Origin of the sequence: Streptomyces lavendulae subsp. lavendulae, from assembly GCF_002803845.1 — a bacterium.
GTDB classification, from domain to species: domain Bacteria; phylum Actinomycetota; class Actinomycetes; order Streptomycetales; family Streptomycetaceae; genus Streptomyces; species Streptomyces lavendulae.
This window is the reverse complement of record NZ_CP024985.1, coordinates 4,031,034-4,046,457: the sequence shown is the minus strand read 5'-3', so window position 1 is coordinate 4,046,457 and position 15,424 is coordinate 4,031,034. Positions and strand designations below refer to the sequence as shown.

Sequence of the window (15,424 nt, the reverse complement as noted above, 5' to 3'; positions counted from 1 at the left end):
ACTGGTGGGCTCGTCCGTCAGGTGTAACGTGGTCGATTCGGCTGGTCCGCACAGCGCCTCCGACCTGCGAATACCCCCTTCCGGAAGCCCTTCGCAGCACGTTCGTGTCGCTGTTGTCAAGCCCCGAGATGTGCCCTGACCTGCGAAAACGCCATTCATAACAGTCAGTTCTCGTGTTACCCTGGATAGCCACGGAAGGGGTACCTGTCACATGACGTTCAAGGTTGGCGACACCGTGGTCTATCCCCATCACGGGGCCGCGCTGATCGAGGCCATCGAAACTCGCCAGATCAAAGGCGTGGACAAGACCTACTTGGTGCTCAAGGTCGCCCAGGGCGACCTGACGGTTCGTGTGCCTGCGGACAATGCGGAGTTCGTCGGCGTTCGCGACGTAGTCGGCCAGGACGGGCTGGACCGGGTCTTCGAGGTGCTCCGCGCACCGTACGCAGAAGAGCCGACGAACTGGTCCCGGCGCTACAAGGCAAATCTGGAGAAGCTCGCTTCTGGCGATGTCATCAAGGTCGCCGAAGTGGTGCGTGACCTGTGGCGTCGTGAGCGTGAGCGCGGGCTTTCCGCGGGTGAGAAGCGCATGCTCGCGAAGGCGCGCCAGATTCTGGTGAGCGAGCTCGCGCTCGCCGAAAACACCAACGAGGACAAGGCAGAGGCCCTCCTCGACGAGGTTCTCGCGTCCTGACGCTCGAACCGAACCACAGTGTGCCGCGGTGCCCGATGACGGACCCTCTCCTCCACGAGGGGGTCGTTGCCGGGCGCTGCGGCATGTCTGCGTCCACACCCACTGCGTCCACACCCACTGCGTCCACACCCACTGCGCTCGCACATGCTGCGCCCGCACCCACTGCATCCACTTCCACGGACCCGTAGGCCTGCTTCTGGCGCGCCGGGCCCGGCCAGCCGGCTCGACCGGTCGTCACGGAAGGGGCGAGGGCGTCGCACCCGGCACCCTTCAGGCCATACCCATGTCGGCCGAAGTCACAAACCTGGCCCGGAGCTACTACTGATGTCTGACCAATCGCGCCCCCACCGCACCGCCGCGGTGATCCCGGCCGCCGGCCGCGGGGTACGCCTCGGCCCCGGCGCGCCCAAGGCCCTGCGGGCCCTCGGCGGGACGCCGATGCTCATCCACGCCGTCCGCGCCATGGCCCGCTCCCGCGCGGTGTCCCTCGTCGTGGTCGTCGCGCCGTCCGACGGCACCGCCGAGGTGCGGCACCTGCTGGACGAGCACGCGCTGCCCGAGCGCACCGAGATCCTGGTCGTCCCCGGCGGGGACACCCGCCAGGAGTCCGTACGGGCCGGCCTGGACGCCCTCCCGGCCGACATCACCTCCGTCCTCATCCACGACGCGGCCCGCCCGCTGGTCCCCGTGGACACCGTCGACTCCGTCGTCGAGGCCGTCCGCGACGGCGCCCCCGCCGTGGTCCCCGCCCTGCCGCTGGCCGACACCGTCAAGGAGGTCGAGCCCGGCGCGCCCGGCCGGCCCGAACCGGTCGTCGCCACGCCCGAGCGGGCCCGGCTGCGCGCCGTACAGACCCCGCAGGGCTTCGACCTGGCCACCCTGCTGCGCGCCCACGAGGCCATCGCCGTCAGCGGCGAGGGCGCCACGGACGACGCCGGCATGGTGGAACGCACCGGGGTCACCGTCGTGGTCGTCCCCGGCCACGAAGAGGCCTTCAAGGTCACCCGTCCGCTCGACCTGGTCCTCGCCGAGGCCGTACTCGCCCGCAGGAGGGCCACCGATGCCTACTGATCCCGAAGGCCGCGCCGACCGGGCCGCCGCCGGCGCCCCGCTGATCCCGCTCGTCGGGATCGGGACCGACGTCCACGCCTTCGAGGCCGGGCGCGAGCTGTGGTGCGCCGGGCTGCTGTGGGAGGGCGAGGACGGCCTCGCCGGCCACTCCGACGGGGACGTCGCCGCCCACGCCGCCTGTGACGCCCTCTTCTCGGCCGCCGGGGTCGGCGACCTCGGCGCCCACTTCGGCACCTCCCGCCCCGAGTGGTCCGGCGCCGCGGGCGTCACCCTGCTGGCGGAGGCCGCCCGGATCGTGCGCGCCGAGGGGTTCGAGATCGGCAACATCGCGATCCAGGTGATCGGCGTGCGCCCGAAGATCGGAAAGCGGCGCGAAGAAGCGCAGAAGGCGCTCGCGGCCGCGGCGGGCGCCCCCGTCGCCGTCTCCGGCACCACCACCGACGGCCTGGGCCTCACCGGCCGTGCCGAGGGGCTCGCCGCCATCGCCACGGCACTCGTCTACCGCGTCTGACGCCCCGGAGCCCCGGCCCGCCGGGCCGGGGCCTCGCGACCCGGTCGAGACCGCGTGGCGGCCCGGGGGCGCGGCGGGGCGCCGCCGGTGCGCACAGTGCCGGGCAAGACGGGTAAACCGCCCGTACGGGACCTCGCGGGACCCCCGCCCGCGCCTCTTCGGCAACAAACCCGCCCCCCGGGTGCCCAAAGGGTCGCGGGGCACTGCTAGAGGCCCACTACCCTGGATGCCGTGACTATTCGCCTGTACGACACCAGCGCCCGGCAGATCCGCGACTTCACCCCGCTCGTCCCGGGCTGCGTCTCGATCTACCTCTGTGGCGCGACCGTGCAGGCCGCCCCGCACATCGGGCACATCAGGTCCTACCTGAACTTCGACGTGATGCGCCGCTGGTTCGCGTACCGCGGCTACGACGTCACCTTCATCCGCAACGTCACCGACATCGACGACAAGATCATCGCGAAGTCCGCCGAGCAGGGCCGCCCGTGGTGGTCCATCGGCTACGACAACGAGCTGGCCTTCAACAACGGCTACGACGCCCTGGGCTGCCTGCGGCCGACCTACGAGCCCCGCGCCACCGGTCACGTCCCCGAGATGATCGAGATGATGCGCGGGCTCATCGAGCGCGGCCACGCCTACGAGTCCGAGGGCAACGTCTACTTCGACGTGAAGTCCTTCCCCGGCTACCTCTCGCTCTCCCGCCAGGAGCTGGACAACATCCGCCAGCCGGAGTCCACCGGCGAGACCGGCAAGCGCGACCCGCGCGACTTCGCCATGTGGAAGTCCGCCAAGCCCGGCGAGCCCTCCTGGGAGACCCCCTGGGGCCGCGGCCGTCCCGGCTGGCACCTCGAATGCTCCGCCATGGCGCACAAGTACCTCGGCGAGGCCTTCGACATCCACGGCGGCGGCCTGGACCTGATCTTCCCGCACCACGAGAACGAGATCGCCCAGGCCCAGGCCTTCGGCGACGAGTTCGCCAAGTACTGGGTGCACAACGCCTGGGTCACCATGTCCGGCGAGAAGATGTCCAAGTCCCTCGGCAACTCGGTGCTGGTCTCCGAGATGGTCAAGCAGTGGCGCCCGATCGTGCTCCGCTACTACCTCGGCACCCCGCACTACCGCTCGATGATCGAGTACAGCGAGGAGGCCCTGCGCGAGGCGGAGTCCGCCTTCGCCCGCATCGAGGGCTTCTACCAGCGCGTCATCGAGAAGGCGGGCGGGCCGGTCGAGGCCGCCGCCGAGGTCCCGCCGGCCTTCGCCGAGGCCATGGACGACGACCTGGGCGTCCCGCAGGCGCTCGCCATCGTCCACACCACCGTCCGCCAGGGCAACAGCGCCCTCGCCGCCGACGACAAGGACGCGGCCATCGCCCGCCTCTCCGAGGTGCGCGCCATGCTGGGCGTCCTCGGCCTGGACCCGCTCGACCCGCACTGGGCCGGCGAGAGCGCCGACCGGGGCGAGGACCTGCACGGCGCCGTCGACACCCTCGTGCGCCTCGTCCTGGAGCAGCGCGAGTCCGCCCGCTCCCGCAAGGACTGGGCCACCGCCGACGCCATCCGCGACCAGCTCCAGCAGTCCGGCCTGGTCATCGAGGACAGCCCCACCGGACCCCGCTGGACCCTCGGCCCGCGCTAGGCGGCGTACGACCGACAGGGCCCTCCGGAGCAGTCCGACTGTGCCGCCCGGCCTTCCGGGCGGCACACTCTTCATACGTACATATCGCAGCACCAACGAAAACAGGTAGAGGTCATGGCCGGGAACAGCCAGCGCAGGAACCGCCGCACGTCCAACAAGAAGGGCGCCACGGTCGGCAGCGGTGGCCAGCGGCGCAAGGGCCTGGAAGGCAAGGGCCCCACGCCCAAGGCCGAGGACCGCAAGAAGCACAAGGCGAACCGCATCGCCAACGCCATGGCCCGCCAGGCCGCCAAGCGCCGCCCCGCACCGCGCCGCGGCGGCCCCAAGGGCCAGAGCGAGATGGTCGTCGGCCGCAACCCGGTCTTCGAGGCCCTGCGCGACGGCGTCCCCGCCACCACCCTCTACGTGCAGCAGTTCATCGACAACGACGAGCGCGTCCGCGAGGCCATCCAGCTCGCCGGCGAGCGCGGCAACATCAACCTGATGGAAGCCCCGCGCCCCGAGCTCGACCGCATGACCAACGGGCTCAACCACCAGGGCCTGGTCCTCCAGGTCCCGCCGTACGAGTACGCGCACCCCGAGGACCTCACCGCCGACGCCTACGACAACGGCGACGACCCGCTGATCGTGGCCCTCGACGGGGTCACCGACCCCCGCAACCTCGGCGCGATCGTCCGCTCCGTCTCCGCCTTCGGTGGCCACGGCGTGGTCATCCCCGAGCGCCGCGCCGCCGGCATGACCGCCGGAGCCTGGAAGACCTCCGCAGGCACCGCCGCCCGCACCCCGGTCTCCCGCGTCACCAACCTGACCCGGGCCCTCCAGGAGTACAAGAAGGCCGGTCTGGCCATCGTCGGCCTCGCCGCCGAGGGCGAGCACTCCGTCGCCGACCTCGAAGCGCTCGGCGGTCCCGTCGTCATCGTCGTCGGCTCCGAGGGCAAGGGCCTCGGCCGCCTCGTCGGCGAGAACTGCGACTACCTCGTGCGCATCCCGATGCCCGGCGGCGCCGAGTCGCTCAACGCGGGCGTCGCCGCGGGCGTCGTCCTCTACGAGGCCGCCCGCCGCCGCGCCGAGGCCGGCCGCGTCTGACGGCACCGGGCACCGGGGGCCGGGCACGCCCCGACGGCCCCCGGGGCGGGTCCCGCCCGCCCCGCCGCTTGATCCACTTGCCTCACGGGGAGTCACCCGTGAGCGTGTCACCCCGCCCGTTCCGGGCGGGGTGACTTGATCTTGACGGGTCTCGGACAGATCCCTGCTGTCAAGGCAGTGTCCTAAACACTGATCACTCGGTTAGATGAGTGTGGACACCAGAACGTCAGGGTTCGACGACCAGCCCGCGCTGAGCATGGTCAAGGTGCCGTGCGACCCCGCACAGGTCATCGTCAACCACGCCAGCTTCCGCGTGCGGCTCGCACCGAGCCCGAGCGCGCGTTCCAAGCCCGCGAATGCCCCCGGCCGCGCGCCCGTACTCGGCGCCGCCGCGGTCGCCGCAGCCGGAGCCACCCGCCGCCGCGCCCCCGTCGTCTGGAGCGGCAAATCCGCCCCCGGCGACGCAGCGGCCACGGGCGGGCTCCTCCAGGCCGTGCGGGAGGCCGGCCGCGTACACGACGAGTACGACGGCGGCGCCACCCAGACCATCCCCCGGATCGACCTCGCGCACGACCTCGCCGACGACACCCTCGCCACCCCCACCGTCATCGGCCAGCGCACCTACGGGGACCCCGACGAGACCCGGCCGCTGGCCGCCGTACGGGACCTGCCCCACCAGCCGTACGACCCGCAGTACCCCCAGCAGTACCCCCAGCAGCACCCCCCGCAGTACACCGACTCCCGGCGCGGCCCCGCCGACCCCCGCGCCCAGGCCTCCTACTACCCCGGCCGCCGGATGAACCTCGGCGTCGTACTGCTCCCGCTGCGCGTCTTCCTCGGCTTCATCTCCATCTACGCCGGCATGGGCAAACTGTGCGACCCCGTCTACTTCGACGGCGGCGAACGCGGCTCCATGGTCAGCTGGCTCCACACCCTGCACCCCTGGGCCCTGGCCGAACCCCTGCGCGACTTCGCGCTCGCCCACCCCGTGGGAGCCGGCCTCAGCGTCGCCTTCTTCCAGGTCATCGTCGGCGTCCTGACCGTCTTCGGCCTCTGGCAGCGCTTCGCCGCCTGCATCGGCGCCCTGCTCTCCGCCGCCCTGCTGATGACGGTCAGCTGGAAGACCGTCCCCGCCTACGACGCCCCCGACATCATCTACCTGGCTGCCTGGAGCCCGCTGATCATCGCCGGCGCGCCCGTCTACTCCCTCGACGGCCGCCTCGCCGGAGAGGCCTGGCGCACCCTCGGCCCCCGCGCCGAGCTCTGGCGGCTGCGCCGCCGCGTCCTGCGCCGCGGCGCGGTGATGGCCACCGTCGTCTGCGGACTCACCCTCCTCATCGGCTCCGTCCTCGGCGGCGCCGTCCGCTCCAGCACCGTCGTCACCGTCCCCGGCCCCGGCCAGGCACCCAGCAACTACCTCCCCGGCAGCCCCCTGCCCCAGCCCCCCGCCCGGCCGTCCGGGCCCGCGGTCAAGCAGCAGCAGCCCTCGAAGCAGGCCGCCACCCCCTCCGCGTCCGCCCCCACCCCCTCCGCCAAGCCCGGCCGCACCGGTACCGGCTCCACCACCCGGGAGACCGCCGGCACCGGCACCGGCTCCGGTGCCCCCAGCGCCACCAGGAGCGGCGGCAGCGGCCAGGCCCCGCGCAGCAGCGCACCGAAGCAGTCCAGCCCGCAGCAGGCGCCCGCCTCCTCCTCCGGGAACCGCGGCGGCGGCGGGGACGCCCCGGCCAAGAAGCCCGGCCTCGTCGGCGGCCTCCTCGGCTGACCCCTCCCACCCCGAAGGGCCCGGCACGCCAGCGAGCGCGCCGGGCCCTTCCGCGTACGCGGGCCGGGGGAGGACGCGGGGGCAGTACGCGCGTACGGGGATGCGCGCGGGCGCTCAGAGGGCGTTCTGCGCCGCCAACTCCCGTGCGGCCTCGGTCAGGTCCTTCGCCGTGTCGATCGCCCGCCAGTAGGCCCCCTGCGGCAGCGGAAACCCCGCCAGCCGCCGCTCGCGCGCCAGATGCGGGAACGTCGTGCGCTCGTGGTCCCCCACATCGGGCAGCAGCGCCGCGAATTCGGGAGCGAAGACGTACACGCCGGCATTGACCGGGTACGGCGACGGCGGCGCCTCGATGAAGTCCAGCACCTGCCCGAACTCGTTCGTCTCCACCACCCCCCACGGGATCCGCGGCCGCGCCAGCGCCAGCGTGGCCGTCGCCCCGCGCTCCTCGTGGAAGGCCGCCATCTCGCGCAGCGGGAACCGCGTCCACACGTCCCCGTTGGTCGCGTACCACGGCCGGTCGGTGCAAGGCAGGTGCCGGGCCGCGTACTTGAGGCCGCCGCCGCGCCCCAGCGGCTCCTCCTCGACCACCGTCGTCACGCGCAGCGGCAACGGGGTCCGCGCCAGCCACTCCTGGAGCACGTCCGCGAGGTGCCCGCAGGAGACGACGACGTCGGTGACCCCCTCCGCCGCCAGCCAGGCCAGCTGGTGCCCGATGATCGGCAGTCCCGTCCCGGGGATCTCGACCATCGGCTTCGGACGGTCGTCCGTATACGGCCGCAGCCGCGATCCCTGGCCGCCCGCCAGGACGACCGCCTGGGTGGGCGGGGCCGGGAACGCGGCCGCGCAGTCGGTGGGTTGGGGCGAAACAGGAGGTACGGGAGGTGCGGGGGGAACATCGCTCATGGCCGTCAGCGTAGGGACGGCCCCTGCCCCGGCGGAGGCAGGCGCGGCGGACGTCAGCCCATCGAGGCGACACCCGAGGCGTACGAGGTGTCGCACACCGGGCGCGCGAACGACTGGGCCTTCGTGGGCCCGTACGCGTCCACGGCGGCCCGGCCCAGGGCCCGTGCGATGCCCACGCAGTGCTCGGCGAGCGAGGGGCGCTTGTCCACCTCCTGCTGGAGGTGGGTCAGGACGTCACCCGGCTCCTCGCCCTGCCGGATTTCCCCGAGCAGCCGGTCGCGCAGCACGTCCTGCGCGGCGCGCGGCTTCGCGGGGACGGAGACGTCCTCGGCGGAGGCGGTCAGGATCTGGGAGGGGGAGTTGTCCGCCCAGGGGACCATCGTGACCGCGAGGGTCCCGGACAGGACCAGGACGACGGGCAGGACCAGGGCGAGGGAACGGCCGATTCGGCGGGCAGTGTGGGTCACGAGGGCGAGATTAGCGCTCGGTGAGGATTTGGCGACATTTAGTCACCCGGTCGGGGGACGGTTCGACGTGGCTTTTCGAATCGGGGGTTGACGGGTGCGGCCGAATGGCCCGGTCTGCCGCGGTTCGTGCCGCGGTTCCTGCCGTGGCCCACAACTGACGCGGAAGGGGCGCCCCTTGGCAGGACGCCCCTTCCGCGGATGCCTGCGCGTCAGTCGGACAGACGGGCACCGGTGGACGTCGAGAACACGTGGATCTCGTCGGCGCGCGGCACCAGGTGCAGGGTCGAGCCCTTCTCCGGGACCTGGCGGCCGCCCACGCGGACCACGATGTCCTGCGCGGTCTTGTCGGTGCCGAGCAGGGCGCTGCCGTAGACGTAGCCGTCGGCGCCCAGTTCCTCGACCACGTTGACGGTGATCGTCAGACCGCCCGCGTCGCCGACGTCGAAGTGCTCGGGGCGCACGCCGACGGTGACCGTGCGGTCGCCGGCGTCCGCGGCCGCCGACAGCGCCGCACGGGAGACCGGGACGACGCTCTCGCCGAACTTCACGCCGCCGTCGGCGATCGGGACCTCGACGAGGTTCATGGCGGGGGAGCCGATGAACCCGGCCACGAACAGGTTCGCGGGCCGGTCGTACATGTTGCGCGGGGTGTCGACCTGCTGCAGCAGACCGTCCTTGAGGACCGCCACGCGGTCGCCCATCGTCATGGCCTCGACCTGGTCGTGGGTGACGTAGACGGTGGTGATCCCGAGGTCGCGCTGGAGGGCGGCGATCTGCGTGCGGGTGGACACGCGGAGCTTGGCGTCGAGGTTCGACAGCGGCTCGTCCATGAGGAAGACCTGCGGCTTGCGGACGATGGCCCGGCCCATCGCGACGCGCTGGCGCTGACCGCCGGAGAGCGCCTTGGGCTTGCGGTCGAGGTACTGGGTGAGGTCCAGCATCTTCGCCGCGTCCTCCACCTTGCGGCGGATGGTGGCCTTGTCCTCGCCGGCGATCTTGAGCGCGAAGCCCATGTTGTCGGCGACGGTCATGTGCGGGTAGAGCGCGTAGTTCTGGAACACCATCGCGATGTCCCGGTCCTTGGGCGGCAGGTGCGTGACGTCGCGGTCACCGATGCGGATGGCACCGCCGTTGACGTCCTCCAGGCCCGCGAGCATGCGCAGGGAGGTGGACTTGCCGCAGCCGGAGGGGCCGACGAGGACGAGGAACTCGCCGTCCTCGATCTCCAGCTCCAGCTGGTCGACGGCGGGCTTGTCGCTGCCCGGGTAGAGCCGGGTCGCGCGGTCGAAAGTCACAGAAGCCATGGTGATGAATCCCTTCTACCGGCAGGAACGTGCCGGACGATCCGAGTGGAAGGTCTAGTCCAGTAAGCAGACTCCGCCCGACGCTACCGGCTGCGAGGCCTCCTGTCAGCAATCTGACGGGCCGGATTGCGGGCCGGGCGGGCCCTCGCGAGCAGTGGTTCCTGCTTCGACGCCCGCTGCCGGCCGGGTGCGACCCTGGGGGTCGCACCCGGCTGGTCCTACGCAGGCTCCACAGGTGTTGCGGCCGACGGCCCGTCGGTCCGTACTGCTCCACTTCGCTACGCCGCCGGTACGAGGTCCAGCAGCTCCGAAGGTGAGATTGGCGATCGGCAGGTCTTCCACCACGAGCACTTGGTTCTCGCGCACGAGGCGGGTCGTCAGCTGGTCCAGCTGATCACGACGGACGTCGCCGATCGAGGCGTACAGGCGGGCGAGCCGCTCCCGTACCTTCCCCCGGTTCTTCGACCCCTTCTGTTTCCGGTGCAGGTCACGCTGGAGGGCAGCGACAGGAGGCGGGGGTGCGGGAGCTTCTCCCCGTCGTCCATCGTCACCAGCGTCGCGAGGCCGAGGTCGAGGCCCACGGCCTTGGGCTCCCGACGTGGCGCCGTCTGCTTGGCCAGGGTAACCGAGGCCGTACCGGGACGGTTCGGGTCTTCGACCCACCGGAAGCCGGTGCGGACGTAGGTCGCCGAGTCCTTCGAGCGGTGTTTGGACTTCCTCCGCGGATACTTCGCCGAGCCCTTGAAGAATCGTGAGAAGGCCGAGTCCAGGTGTCGGAGGGACTGCTGGAGGACCGTGGACGAGGTCTCCTTCAGCCACGCCGTCCCTCGTACGCGCTTCCACCCGGTCAGGGCCCGGCAGGTCTCCGCGTAACCCAGTGAGACCCGGTGGTCTTCCCAGGCCTTCACCGGAGGGCGAGGCCTTCGTTGTAGACCCAGCGGCAGGCGCCGAAGGTCTGCGTGAGCTGGGCCGCCTGGTCGGCGGTCGGATAGAAGCGGAAGCGGTAGGTGCGCTGCTGTTTGCCCGCTTGTCCGATCAGCCCCTTCATCGGCGCCACGGTCCGCTTCCGGTGCTCGGTCCGGTCGCCCACCCCGAGAAGGTCGCGCTTGATGCGCCGGGCTTCTTCCCCTGTGACTCGGTCCGCCATCTCCCCTCCCATGGTCTGATCTTCAGAACGGCACATCGGTTCGTTCAACGAACGTGTGTGTGAGGGGTTACGGGGGAGGGTTCAATCTGATGGCTTGGGGAATCGGGCGCTGTGTAGAGTGAGGGCGGCTTCGCGCGTAGAGGTTGTGTGCGAGGTCGTGCCGCCTTAGCTCAGTTGGCTAGAGCGCTTGACTTGTAATCTTGAGGTCGTCGGTTCGATTCCGACAGGCGGCTCCATTCCAGGTCAGATGGCATCTGATCAAGGGAATTCGTACAGAAGCGGAAGGCCCCGGGTGATCACCCGGGGCCTTTTGCGTTCCTCAGCCGCGGCCCGAGATGTGGTCGGCGAGGCGGGCCAGGGGGGTTGTCGTGGGGCGGTGGGTGGTCGATTCGTGGCGGTCCGCCTCGCGGTAGGCGGCGTAGAGGGCGTGGACGCCGAGCCAGCGGAAGGGTTCGGGCTCCCAGCGGCGGACGCGGTGGTGGACCCAGGGGAGGGTGGTCAGCTCGGTGGTCTGGCCGAGGACCAGGTCGCGCAGGGTGCGGGCGGCGAGGTTGGCGGTGGCCACGCCGGAGCCGACGTAGCCGCCCGCCCAGCCCAGGCCCGTGGTGGCGTCCAGGGTGACGGTGGCGCACCAGTCGCGGGGGACGCCGAGGACGCCCGACCAGGCGTGGGTGATCTCCGTGCCGGTGAGCTGCGGGAAGAAGGAGAAGAGGAGGGAGGAGAGGGAGGCGATGGTGGCCGGCTGGGTGCGGCCGTCGTTGTCGGTGCGCGAGCCGAAGCGGTACGGGACGCCGCGGCCGCCGATCGCGATGCGGTCGTCGGCGGTGCGCTGGGCGTACATGTAGGCGTGGGCCATGTCGCCGAGGACGGCCTGGTCCGACCAGCCCAGGGAGTCCCAGGCGGACGGGGGGAGGGGTGCCGTGACGATCATCGAGGAGTTCATGGGGAGCCAGGTGCGCTTCTGGCCCTTGAGGGCGGCGGTGAACCCCTCGGTGCAGCGCAGGACGTACGGGGCGCGGACCGTGCCGTAGGGGGTGACGGCCCGGCGGGGGGCGAGTTCCGTGACGGGGGTGGACTCGTGGATGACCACGCCGAGGCGTTCGCAGGCGGCGGCCAGGCCGCGGACCAGCTTGAGCGGGTGGATGCGGGCTCCGTGCGGGGTCCAGCTGGAGCCGACGGCGTCGGCGATGTCGATGCGGGCGCGGGTGTCGGTGGCGTCGTAGAGGACCCGGTCGCTCTCGCCGAAGCCGAGTTCGGCGGCGTGGAAGGCCTTGAGGCGGGTGAGCTGGGCGGGGGTGCGGGCGACTTCGAGGACTCCGCCGCGGTGGACGTCGGCGTCGATGCCCTCCTTGGCGGCGGTGTCGATGACCTCGGTGACGGTGTCGTTCATGGCGTGCTGGAGGCGCAGGGCGGCCTGGTGGCCGTGGAGGGCGGCGTAGCGGTCGCGGCCGGCGATGCCGTTGTAGAGCCAGCCGCCGTTGCGGCCGGAGGCTCCGTAGCCGCAGAACTTCTGCTCCAGGACGGTGACGCGGAGGTCGGGGGCGGCGCGCTTGAGGTAGTAGGCGGTCCACAGGCCGGTGTAGCCGCCGCCGACGATGACGACGTCTGCCGTGGCGTCGGTGGTGAGGGGGGCGCGGGGTGGCTGGTGGGCGGTGGTGTCGGTCGCGTACCAGAAGGAGATACCGCCGTTGATCGTCATGGGGGAGTTGGTACACGGGGTGTTCGAGGGGTGTCCAGGGACGGGGTGTCGTGTTTCGGGGGGCGTTGGCTGGCCGGATGGCCGATGTGGGGGGTGCGGGGCGTTGCGTAGGGTGTCGAGGGGGGTTTGTCGGTTTTAGGGTTTATGAGTTTTTTATGGAGAGGGTGTCGTCGGGTGATGCTGGGCGTACGGAGGACAGGGCGCGCGGGACGGGTCGTCGCGGCGGTCGCGGCGGCGGCGCTGCTGGGCGGGGCGGTGGCGGGCTGCGGTGGTTCGGGGGGCGGCGCGGGCTCGTCGGACGCGGCGTCGGACCTGTCGGCCGTGCGGACCAGCCCGATCGCGGACCGGCTCGCGGCGCTGCCCGCCGCCGTGGACGGGGCGAAGGTCGTCGTGGGGCGGCCCGGGGCGCCGCGCACCGTGCAGGTGCTGGTGGATCCGCGGTGCGGGGCCTGTGCGAAGTTCGAGGCGGCGGGCGGGGAGACGCTGCTGAAGCTGGCGGACGAGGGCAAGGTGAGGATCGAGTACCTGCTGGCGTCCTTCCTCGACCAGGGCGGGGCGAGCGGTTCGGTGAAGGCGGTGAACGCGCTGCGGGCGTCGGTGGACGCGGGGAAGTTCGCCGAGTACCACGCGGCGGTCTTCGCGAGCCAGCCCGAGGGGAGGTTCACCGACGGGCTGCTGCTGCGGATCGCCGAGCGGGTGCCGGGGCTGCGCGGGGAGGCCTTCGACCGGGCCGTGGCCGAGGGGACCCACACGGGATGGGCCGACGGGGCGGAGAAGGCCTTCGAGGCGACGGGGATGCGGGGGACGCCGGCGGTGCTGGTGGACGGGAAGCCGGTGGGGGCGAAGGACGGGTCGATGTTCGACGCGGCCGGGTTCGCGCGGACCCTCAAGGGGGCGGGCGTGGCTGCGTAGGGTCGGGGCCGTGGTGGAGATTCCGGCGGAGTTGGTCGAGGTGCAGCTGCGGTACGGCGGCGCGGCGGGGCGGGAGTTCGTCGAGGGGCTGCCGGGGCGGGTGGCGGAGTTCCTGGAGCGGTGGGGGCTGCGGGTGGCGGGGCCCGCGATGCACGGGATGACGGCCCTGGTGCTGCCGGTGGTGCGGGCGGACGGTACGGAGGCGGCGTTGAAGCTGCTGGTCCCGGATGAGGAGAGCGCGGGGGAGCCGGTCGCGCTGCGCGCGTGGGACGGGCGGGGCTGCGTACGGCTGCTGGAGTGGGACGGGCCTACGGGGACGCTGTTGCTGGAGCGGCTGGACGCGGGGCGGCACCTGTCGGGGCTGGTGGAGCGGGACGCGCGGGCGGCGGTGACGGTGGTGGCGGGGCTGCTGGCGCGGCTGACGTCGGTGCGGGCGCCGGAGGGGCTGCGGGGGCTGGGGGAGGTCGCGGCGGGGTTGCTGGCGGGGGTGCCGGAGGCGGCCGGGCGGCTGGCGGACGCGGGGGAGCGGAGGCTGTTGCGGGACTGCGCGGCGGCGTTGGCGGAGGTGGCGGCGGAGCCGGGGGACCGGTTGCTGCACTGGGACCTGCACTTCGGGAACGTGCTGGCGGGTGAGCGGGAGCCGTGGCTGGCGATCGACCCGAAGCCGCTGGCGGGGGACCCGGGGTTCGAGTTGCTGCCGGCGTTGGTGAACGGGTTCCGGGCGGGTGAGGTCGGGTGGCGGTTCGACCTGCTGACGGGGGTGGTGGGGCTGGACCGGGAGCGGGCGCGGGCGTGGACGCTCGGGCGGGTGGTGCAGAACTGTCTGTGGGAGGTGGAGGACGGGGAGGTGGCGCTGCCGGAGCGGGAAGTGGCGGTGGCGGAGGTGTTGTTGGGGCGGGCGGGGTGAGTGGGGCCTCGGAGGGCCGACGGGTGCGGGTGCGGGTGCGGGTGCTTCCGTAGGGCCGTCGGCGGTACCGGGCGGTGGCGGCGTTCGCCCGGGGCGGGGCGGGGCGGGTGCGGGGGGCGTCGTGACGGCGGGTCCGGGGCGTTCCTCGGGGATCCTGCCGGTTGACCCGTGCCGGGTTGGGCGCCGGGCGTGGTGCCGGAGCGTCGTGGCGGCGGGCTCGGGTTGCCCCTTGGGGTTCTCGCCGGTCGGGGCCGGGTGGGCCGGCACCGCGCCTTGGCGGTGGGGTGGGGTGCGGTGCCGGTCAGGGTTCCAGGACGACCTTGCCGGTGGTGCCGCGGGTTTCGAGGGCGTGGTGGGCGGCCGCCGCTTCGGCCAGGGGGTAGCGCTGAACGGCGGGGCGCAGCCGGCCGGTGGCGGCTTCGGCGAGGGCGCGGGTTTCCAGGACGCGCAGGGGGTCGGGGGCTCCGACGGCTTCGAGCATGGCGGGGCCGAGGACGTGGTGGGTGGTGATGCCGCGGGCGGTGAGGTCGTCCTGTTCGGCTTCGGTGAGGGTGAGGGGGCCGGAGGACCAGCCGTGGACGAGGTGGCGGGCGCCGGGGGCGAGGAGGCCGAGGGCGGTCCGTGCGGTGGTGCCGCCGACGGAGTCGAAGAGGACGGTGGCGCCGTCGGGGTGGTGGGCGCGGACGGTGTCGGCCCAGTGGTCGGTGGTGTAGTCGACGGCGAGGTCGGCGCCGTTGGCGGTGGCCCGGGCGGTTTTTGCGGGGCCTCCGGCGAGGGCGACGACGGTGGCGCCGACGTTCTTGGCGTACTGGACGAGCAGGGTGCCGATGCCTCCGGCGGCGGCGGTGATCAGGGCGGTGGAGCCGGGGCCGAGGTCGGCGAACTGGAGGATGCCGAGGGTGGTGCGGCCGGTGCCGATCATGGTGACGGCCTGGGCGGTGTCGAGGCCGTCGGGGACGGGGTGGAGGCGGCCGGCGTCGGTGACGGCGTACTCGGCGTAGCCGCCGGGGGCGAAGCCGAGGTGGGCGACGACGGTCCGGCCGAGCCAGGCGGGGTCGGTGCCGGGGCCGACGGCGTCGACGGTGCCGGAGACTTCGCGGCCGGGGGTGGTGGGGAGTTCGGGCAGGGGCGCCGGGGGGCCCTGGATGCCCTTGCGGAGGTTGATGTCGAGGAGGTGGACGCCGGCGGAGGCGACGGCGATGCGGACCTGGCCGGGGCCGGGTACGGGGCGGGGGACGGTCTCGTAGGAGAGGTTCTCGGCGGGGCCGAAGGCGTGGAGGCGGATCGCGCGCATGGTGTCCATGCGGCCAGCGTGCGACCTGA

16 protein-coding genes and 1 tRNA gene are annotated in these 15,424 nt (G+C 72.6%); 9 read left to right on the top strand and 8 right to left on the bottom strand.

The window, feature by feature from the left end:
• The first annotated feature begins 211 nt into the window (after positions 1–211).
• The 6 genes from SLAV_RS17555 (at position 212) to SLAV_RS17530 (ending at position 6,762) form a co-directional block, all read left to right on the top strand.
• Positions 212–694, top strand: a complete 483-nt coding sequence (locus SLAV_RS17555) for a CarD family transcriptional regulator (protein ID WP_003953493.1) — start codon at positions 212–214, stop codon at positions 692–694.
• A 324-nt stretch (positions 695–1,018) separates the two neighbouring features.
• Positions 1,019–1,765 (top strand): 2-C-methyl-D-erythritol 4-phosphate cytidylyltransferase, encoded by a 747-nt coding sequence (ispD, locus tag SLAV_RS17550; RefSeq protein ID WP_030232384.1) that lies wholly within the window; start codon positions 1,019–1,021, stop codon positions 1,763–1,765.
• Entirely contained in the window at positions 1,755–2,276 is a 522-nt protein-coding gene (gene ispF, locus SLAV_RS17545) for a 2-C-methyl-D-erythritol 2,4-cyclodiphosphate synthase (protein ID WP_051841086.1), read from the top strand. The genes ispD and ispF overlap by 11 nt, the downstream gene beginning before the upstream one ends.
• Before the next feature lie 231 nt (positions 2,277–2,507).
• Positions 2,508–3,911 carry a cysteine--tRNA ligase gene (gene cysS / locus SLAV_RS17540; RefSeq protein WP_030232390.1) on the top strand — a complete coding sequence of 468 codons (1,404 nt, stop codon included), beginning with the start codon at positions 2,508–2,510 and terminating at the stop codon, positions 3,909–3,911.
• Positions 3,912–4,025: 114 nt separating this feature from the next.
• Positions 4,026–4,997, top strand: coding sequence for a 23S rRNA (guanosine(2251)-2'-O)-methyltransferase RlmB (rlmB, locus tag SLAV_RS17535; RefSeq protein WP_030232391.1), 972 nt, complete (start codon positions 4,026–4,028; stop codon positions 4,995–4,997).
• Between the two features lie 205 nt (positions 4,998–5,202).
• A complete protein-coding gene (locus SLAV_RS17530; RefSeq protein ID WP_030232393.1) occupies positions 5,203–6,762 on the top strand; it encodes a DoxX family protein in 1,560 nt (519 codons plus the stop codon).
• A 114-nt stretch (positions 6,763–6,876) separates the two neighbouring features.
• On the opposite strand, the gene SLAV_RS17525 is transcribed toward SLAV_RS17530, so the two are convergent.
• From SLAV_RS17525 to SLAV_RS43650, 6 genes are all read right to left on the bottom strand, one after another.
• Positions 6,877–7,665 carry a nucleotidyltransferase family protein gene (locus SLAV_RS17525; protein WP_078950413.1) on the bottom strand — a complete coding sequence of 263 codons (789 nt, stop codon included), beginning with the start codon at positions 7,663–7,665 and terminating at the stop codon, positions 6,877–6,879.
• 53 nt (positions 7,666–7,718) lie between these two features.
• The gene (locus SLAV_RS17520) at positions 7,719–8,132 is read right to left on the bottom strand and encodes a hypothetical protein (RefSeq protein ID WP_030232397.1); all 414 of its coding nucleotides are present in this window, start codon (positions 8,130–8,132) and stop codon (positions 7,719–7,721) included.
• A gap of 209 nt (positions 8,133–8,341) precedes the next feature.
• Positions 8,342–9,436 (bottom strand): ABC transporter ATP-binding protein, encoded by a 1,095-nt coding sequence (locus SLAV_RS17515; protein WP_030232400.1) that lies wholly within the window; start codon positions 9,434–9,436, stop codon positions 8,342–8,344.
• A 105-nt stretch (positions 9,437–9,541) separates the two neighbouring features.
• Positions 9,542–9,922, bottom strand: a complete 381-nt coding sequence (locus SLAV_RS43660) for a transposase (protein ID WP_388098084.1) — start codon at positions 9,920–9,922, stop codon at positions 9,542–9,544.
• Positions 9,814–10,344, bottom strand: a complete 531-nt coding sequence (locus tag SLAV_RS43655; protein WP_051841087.1) for a hypothetical protein — start codon at positions 10,342–10,344, stop codon at positions 9,814–9,816. Before SLAV_RS43655 ends, SLAV_RS43660 begins: the two co-directional genes overlap by 109 nt.
• Positions 10,341–10,583, bottom strand: coding sequence for a helix-turn-helix domain-containing protein (locus tag SLAV_RS43650; RefSeq protein WP_391284883.1), 243 nt, complete (start codon positions 10,581–10,583; stop codon positions 10,341–10,343). Before SLAV_RS43650 ends, SLAV_RS43655 begins: the two co-directional genes overlap by 4 nt.
• A 159-nt stretch (positions 10,584–10,742) precedes the next feature.
• On the opposite strand from SLAV_RS43650, the gene SLAV_RS17505 reads away from it, so the two are divergent.
• Positions 10,743–10,819: transfer RNA gene (locus SLAV_RS17505), tRNA-Thr, on the top strand.
• Between the two features lie 83 nt (positions 10,820–10,902).
• Here SLAV_RS17505 and SLAV_RS17500 read toward each other — a convergent pair.
• The gene (locus SLAV_RS17500) at positions 10,903–12,282 is read right to left on the bottom strand and encodes an NAD(P)/FAD-dependent oxidoreductase (protein WP_030232403.1); all 1,380 of its coding nucleotides are present in this window, start codon (positions 12,280–12,282) and stop codon (positions 10,903–10,905) included.
• Positions 12,283–12,459: 177 nt separating this feature from the next.
• Between SLAV_RS17500 and SLAV_RS17495 the strand changes: the two genes are divergently transcribed.
• On the top strand, positions 12,460–13,194 hold the full coding sequence (locus SLAV_RS17495; protein WP_051841089.1) for a DsbA family protein: 735 nt from the start codon (positions 12,460–12,462) through the stop codon (positions 13,192–13,194).
• A gap of 10 nt (positions 13,195–13,204) precedes the next feature.
• Complete coding sequence (locus tag SLAV_RS17490) at positions 13,205–14,101, top strand: aminoglycoside phosphotransferase family protein (protein ID WP_030232408.1); 897 nt, start codon at positions 13,205–13,207, stop codon at positions 14,099–14,101.
• A gap of 301 nt (positions 14,102–14,402) precedes the next feature.
• Here SLAV_RS17490 and SLAV_RS17485 read toward each other — a convergent pair whose 3' ends face one another.
• Entirely contained in the window at positions 14,403–15,395 is a 993-nt protein-coding gene (locus tag SLAV_RS17485; protein WP_030232411.1) for a zinc-binding dehydrogenase, read from the bottom strand.
• Positions 15,396–15,424: the final 29 nt, after the last annotated feature.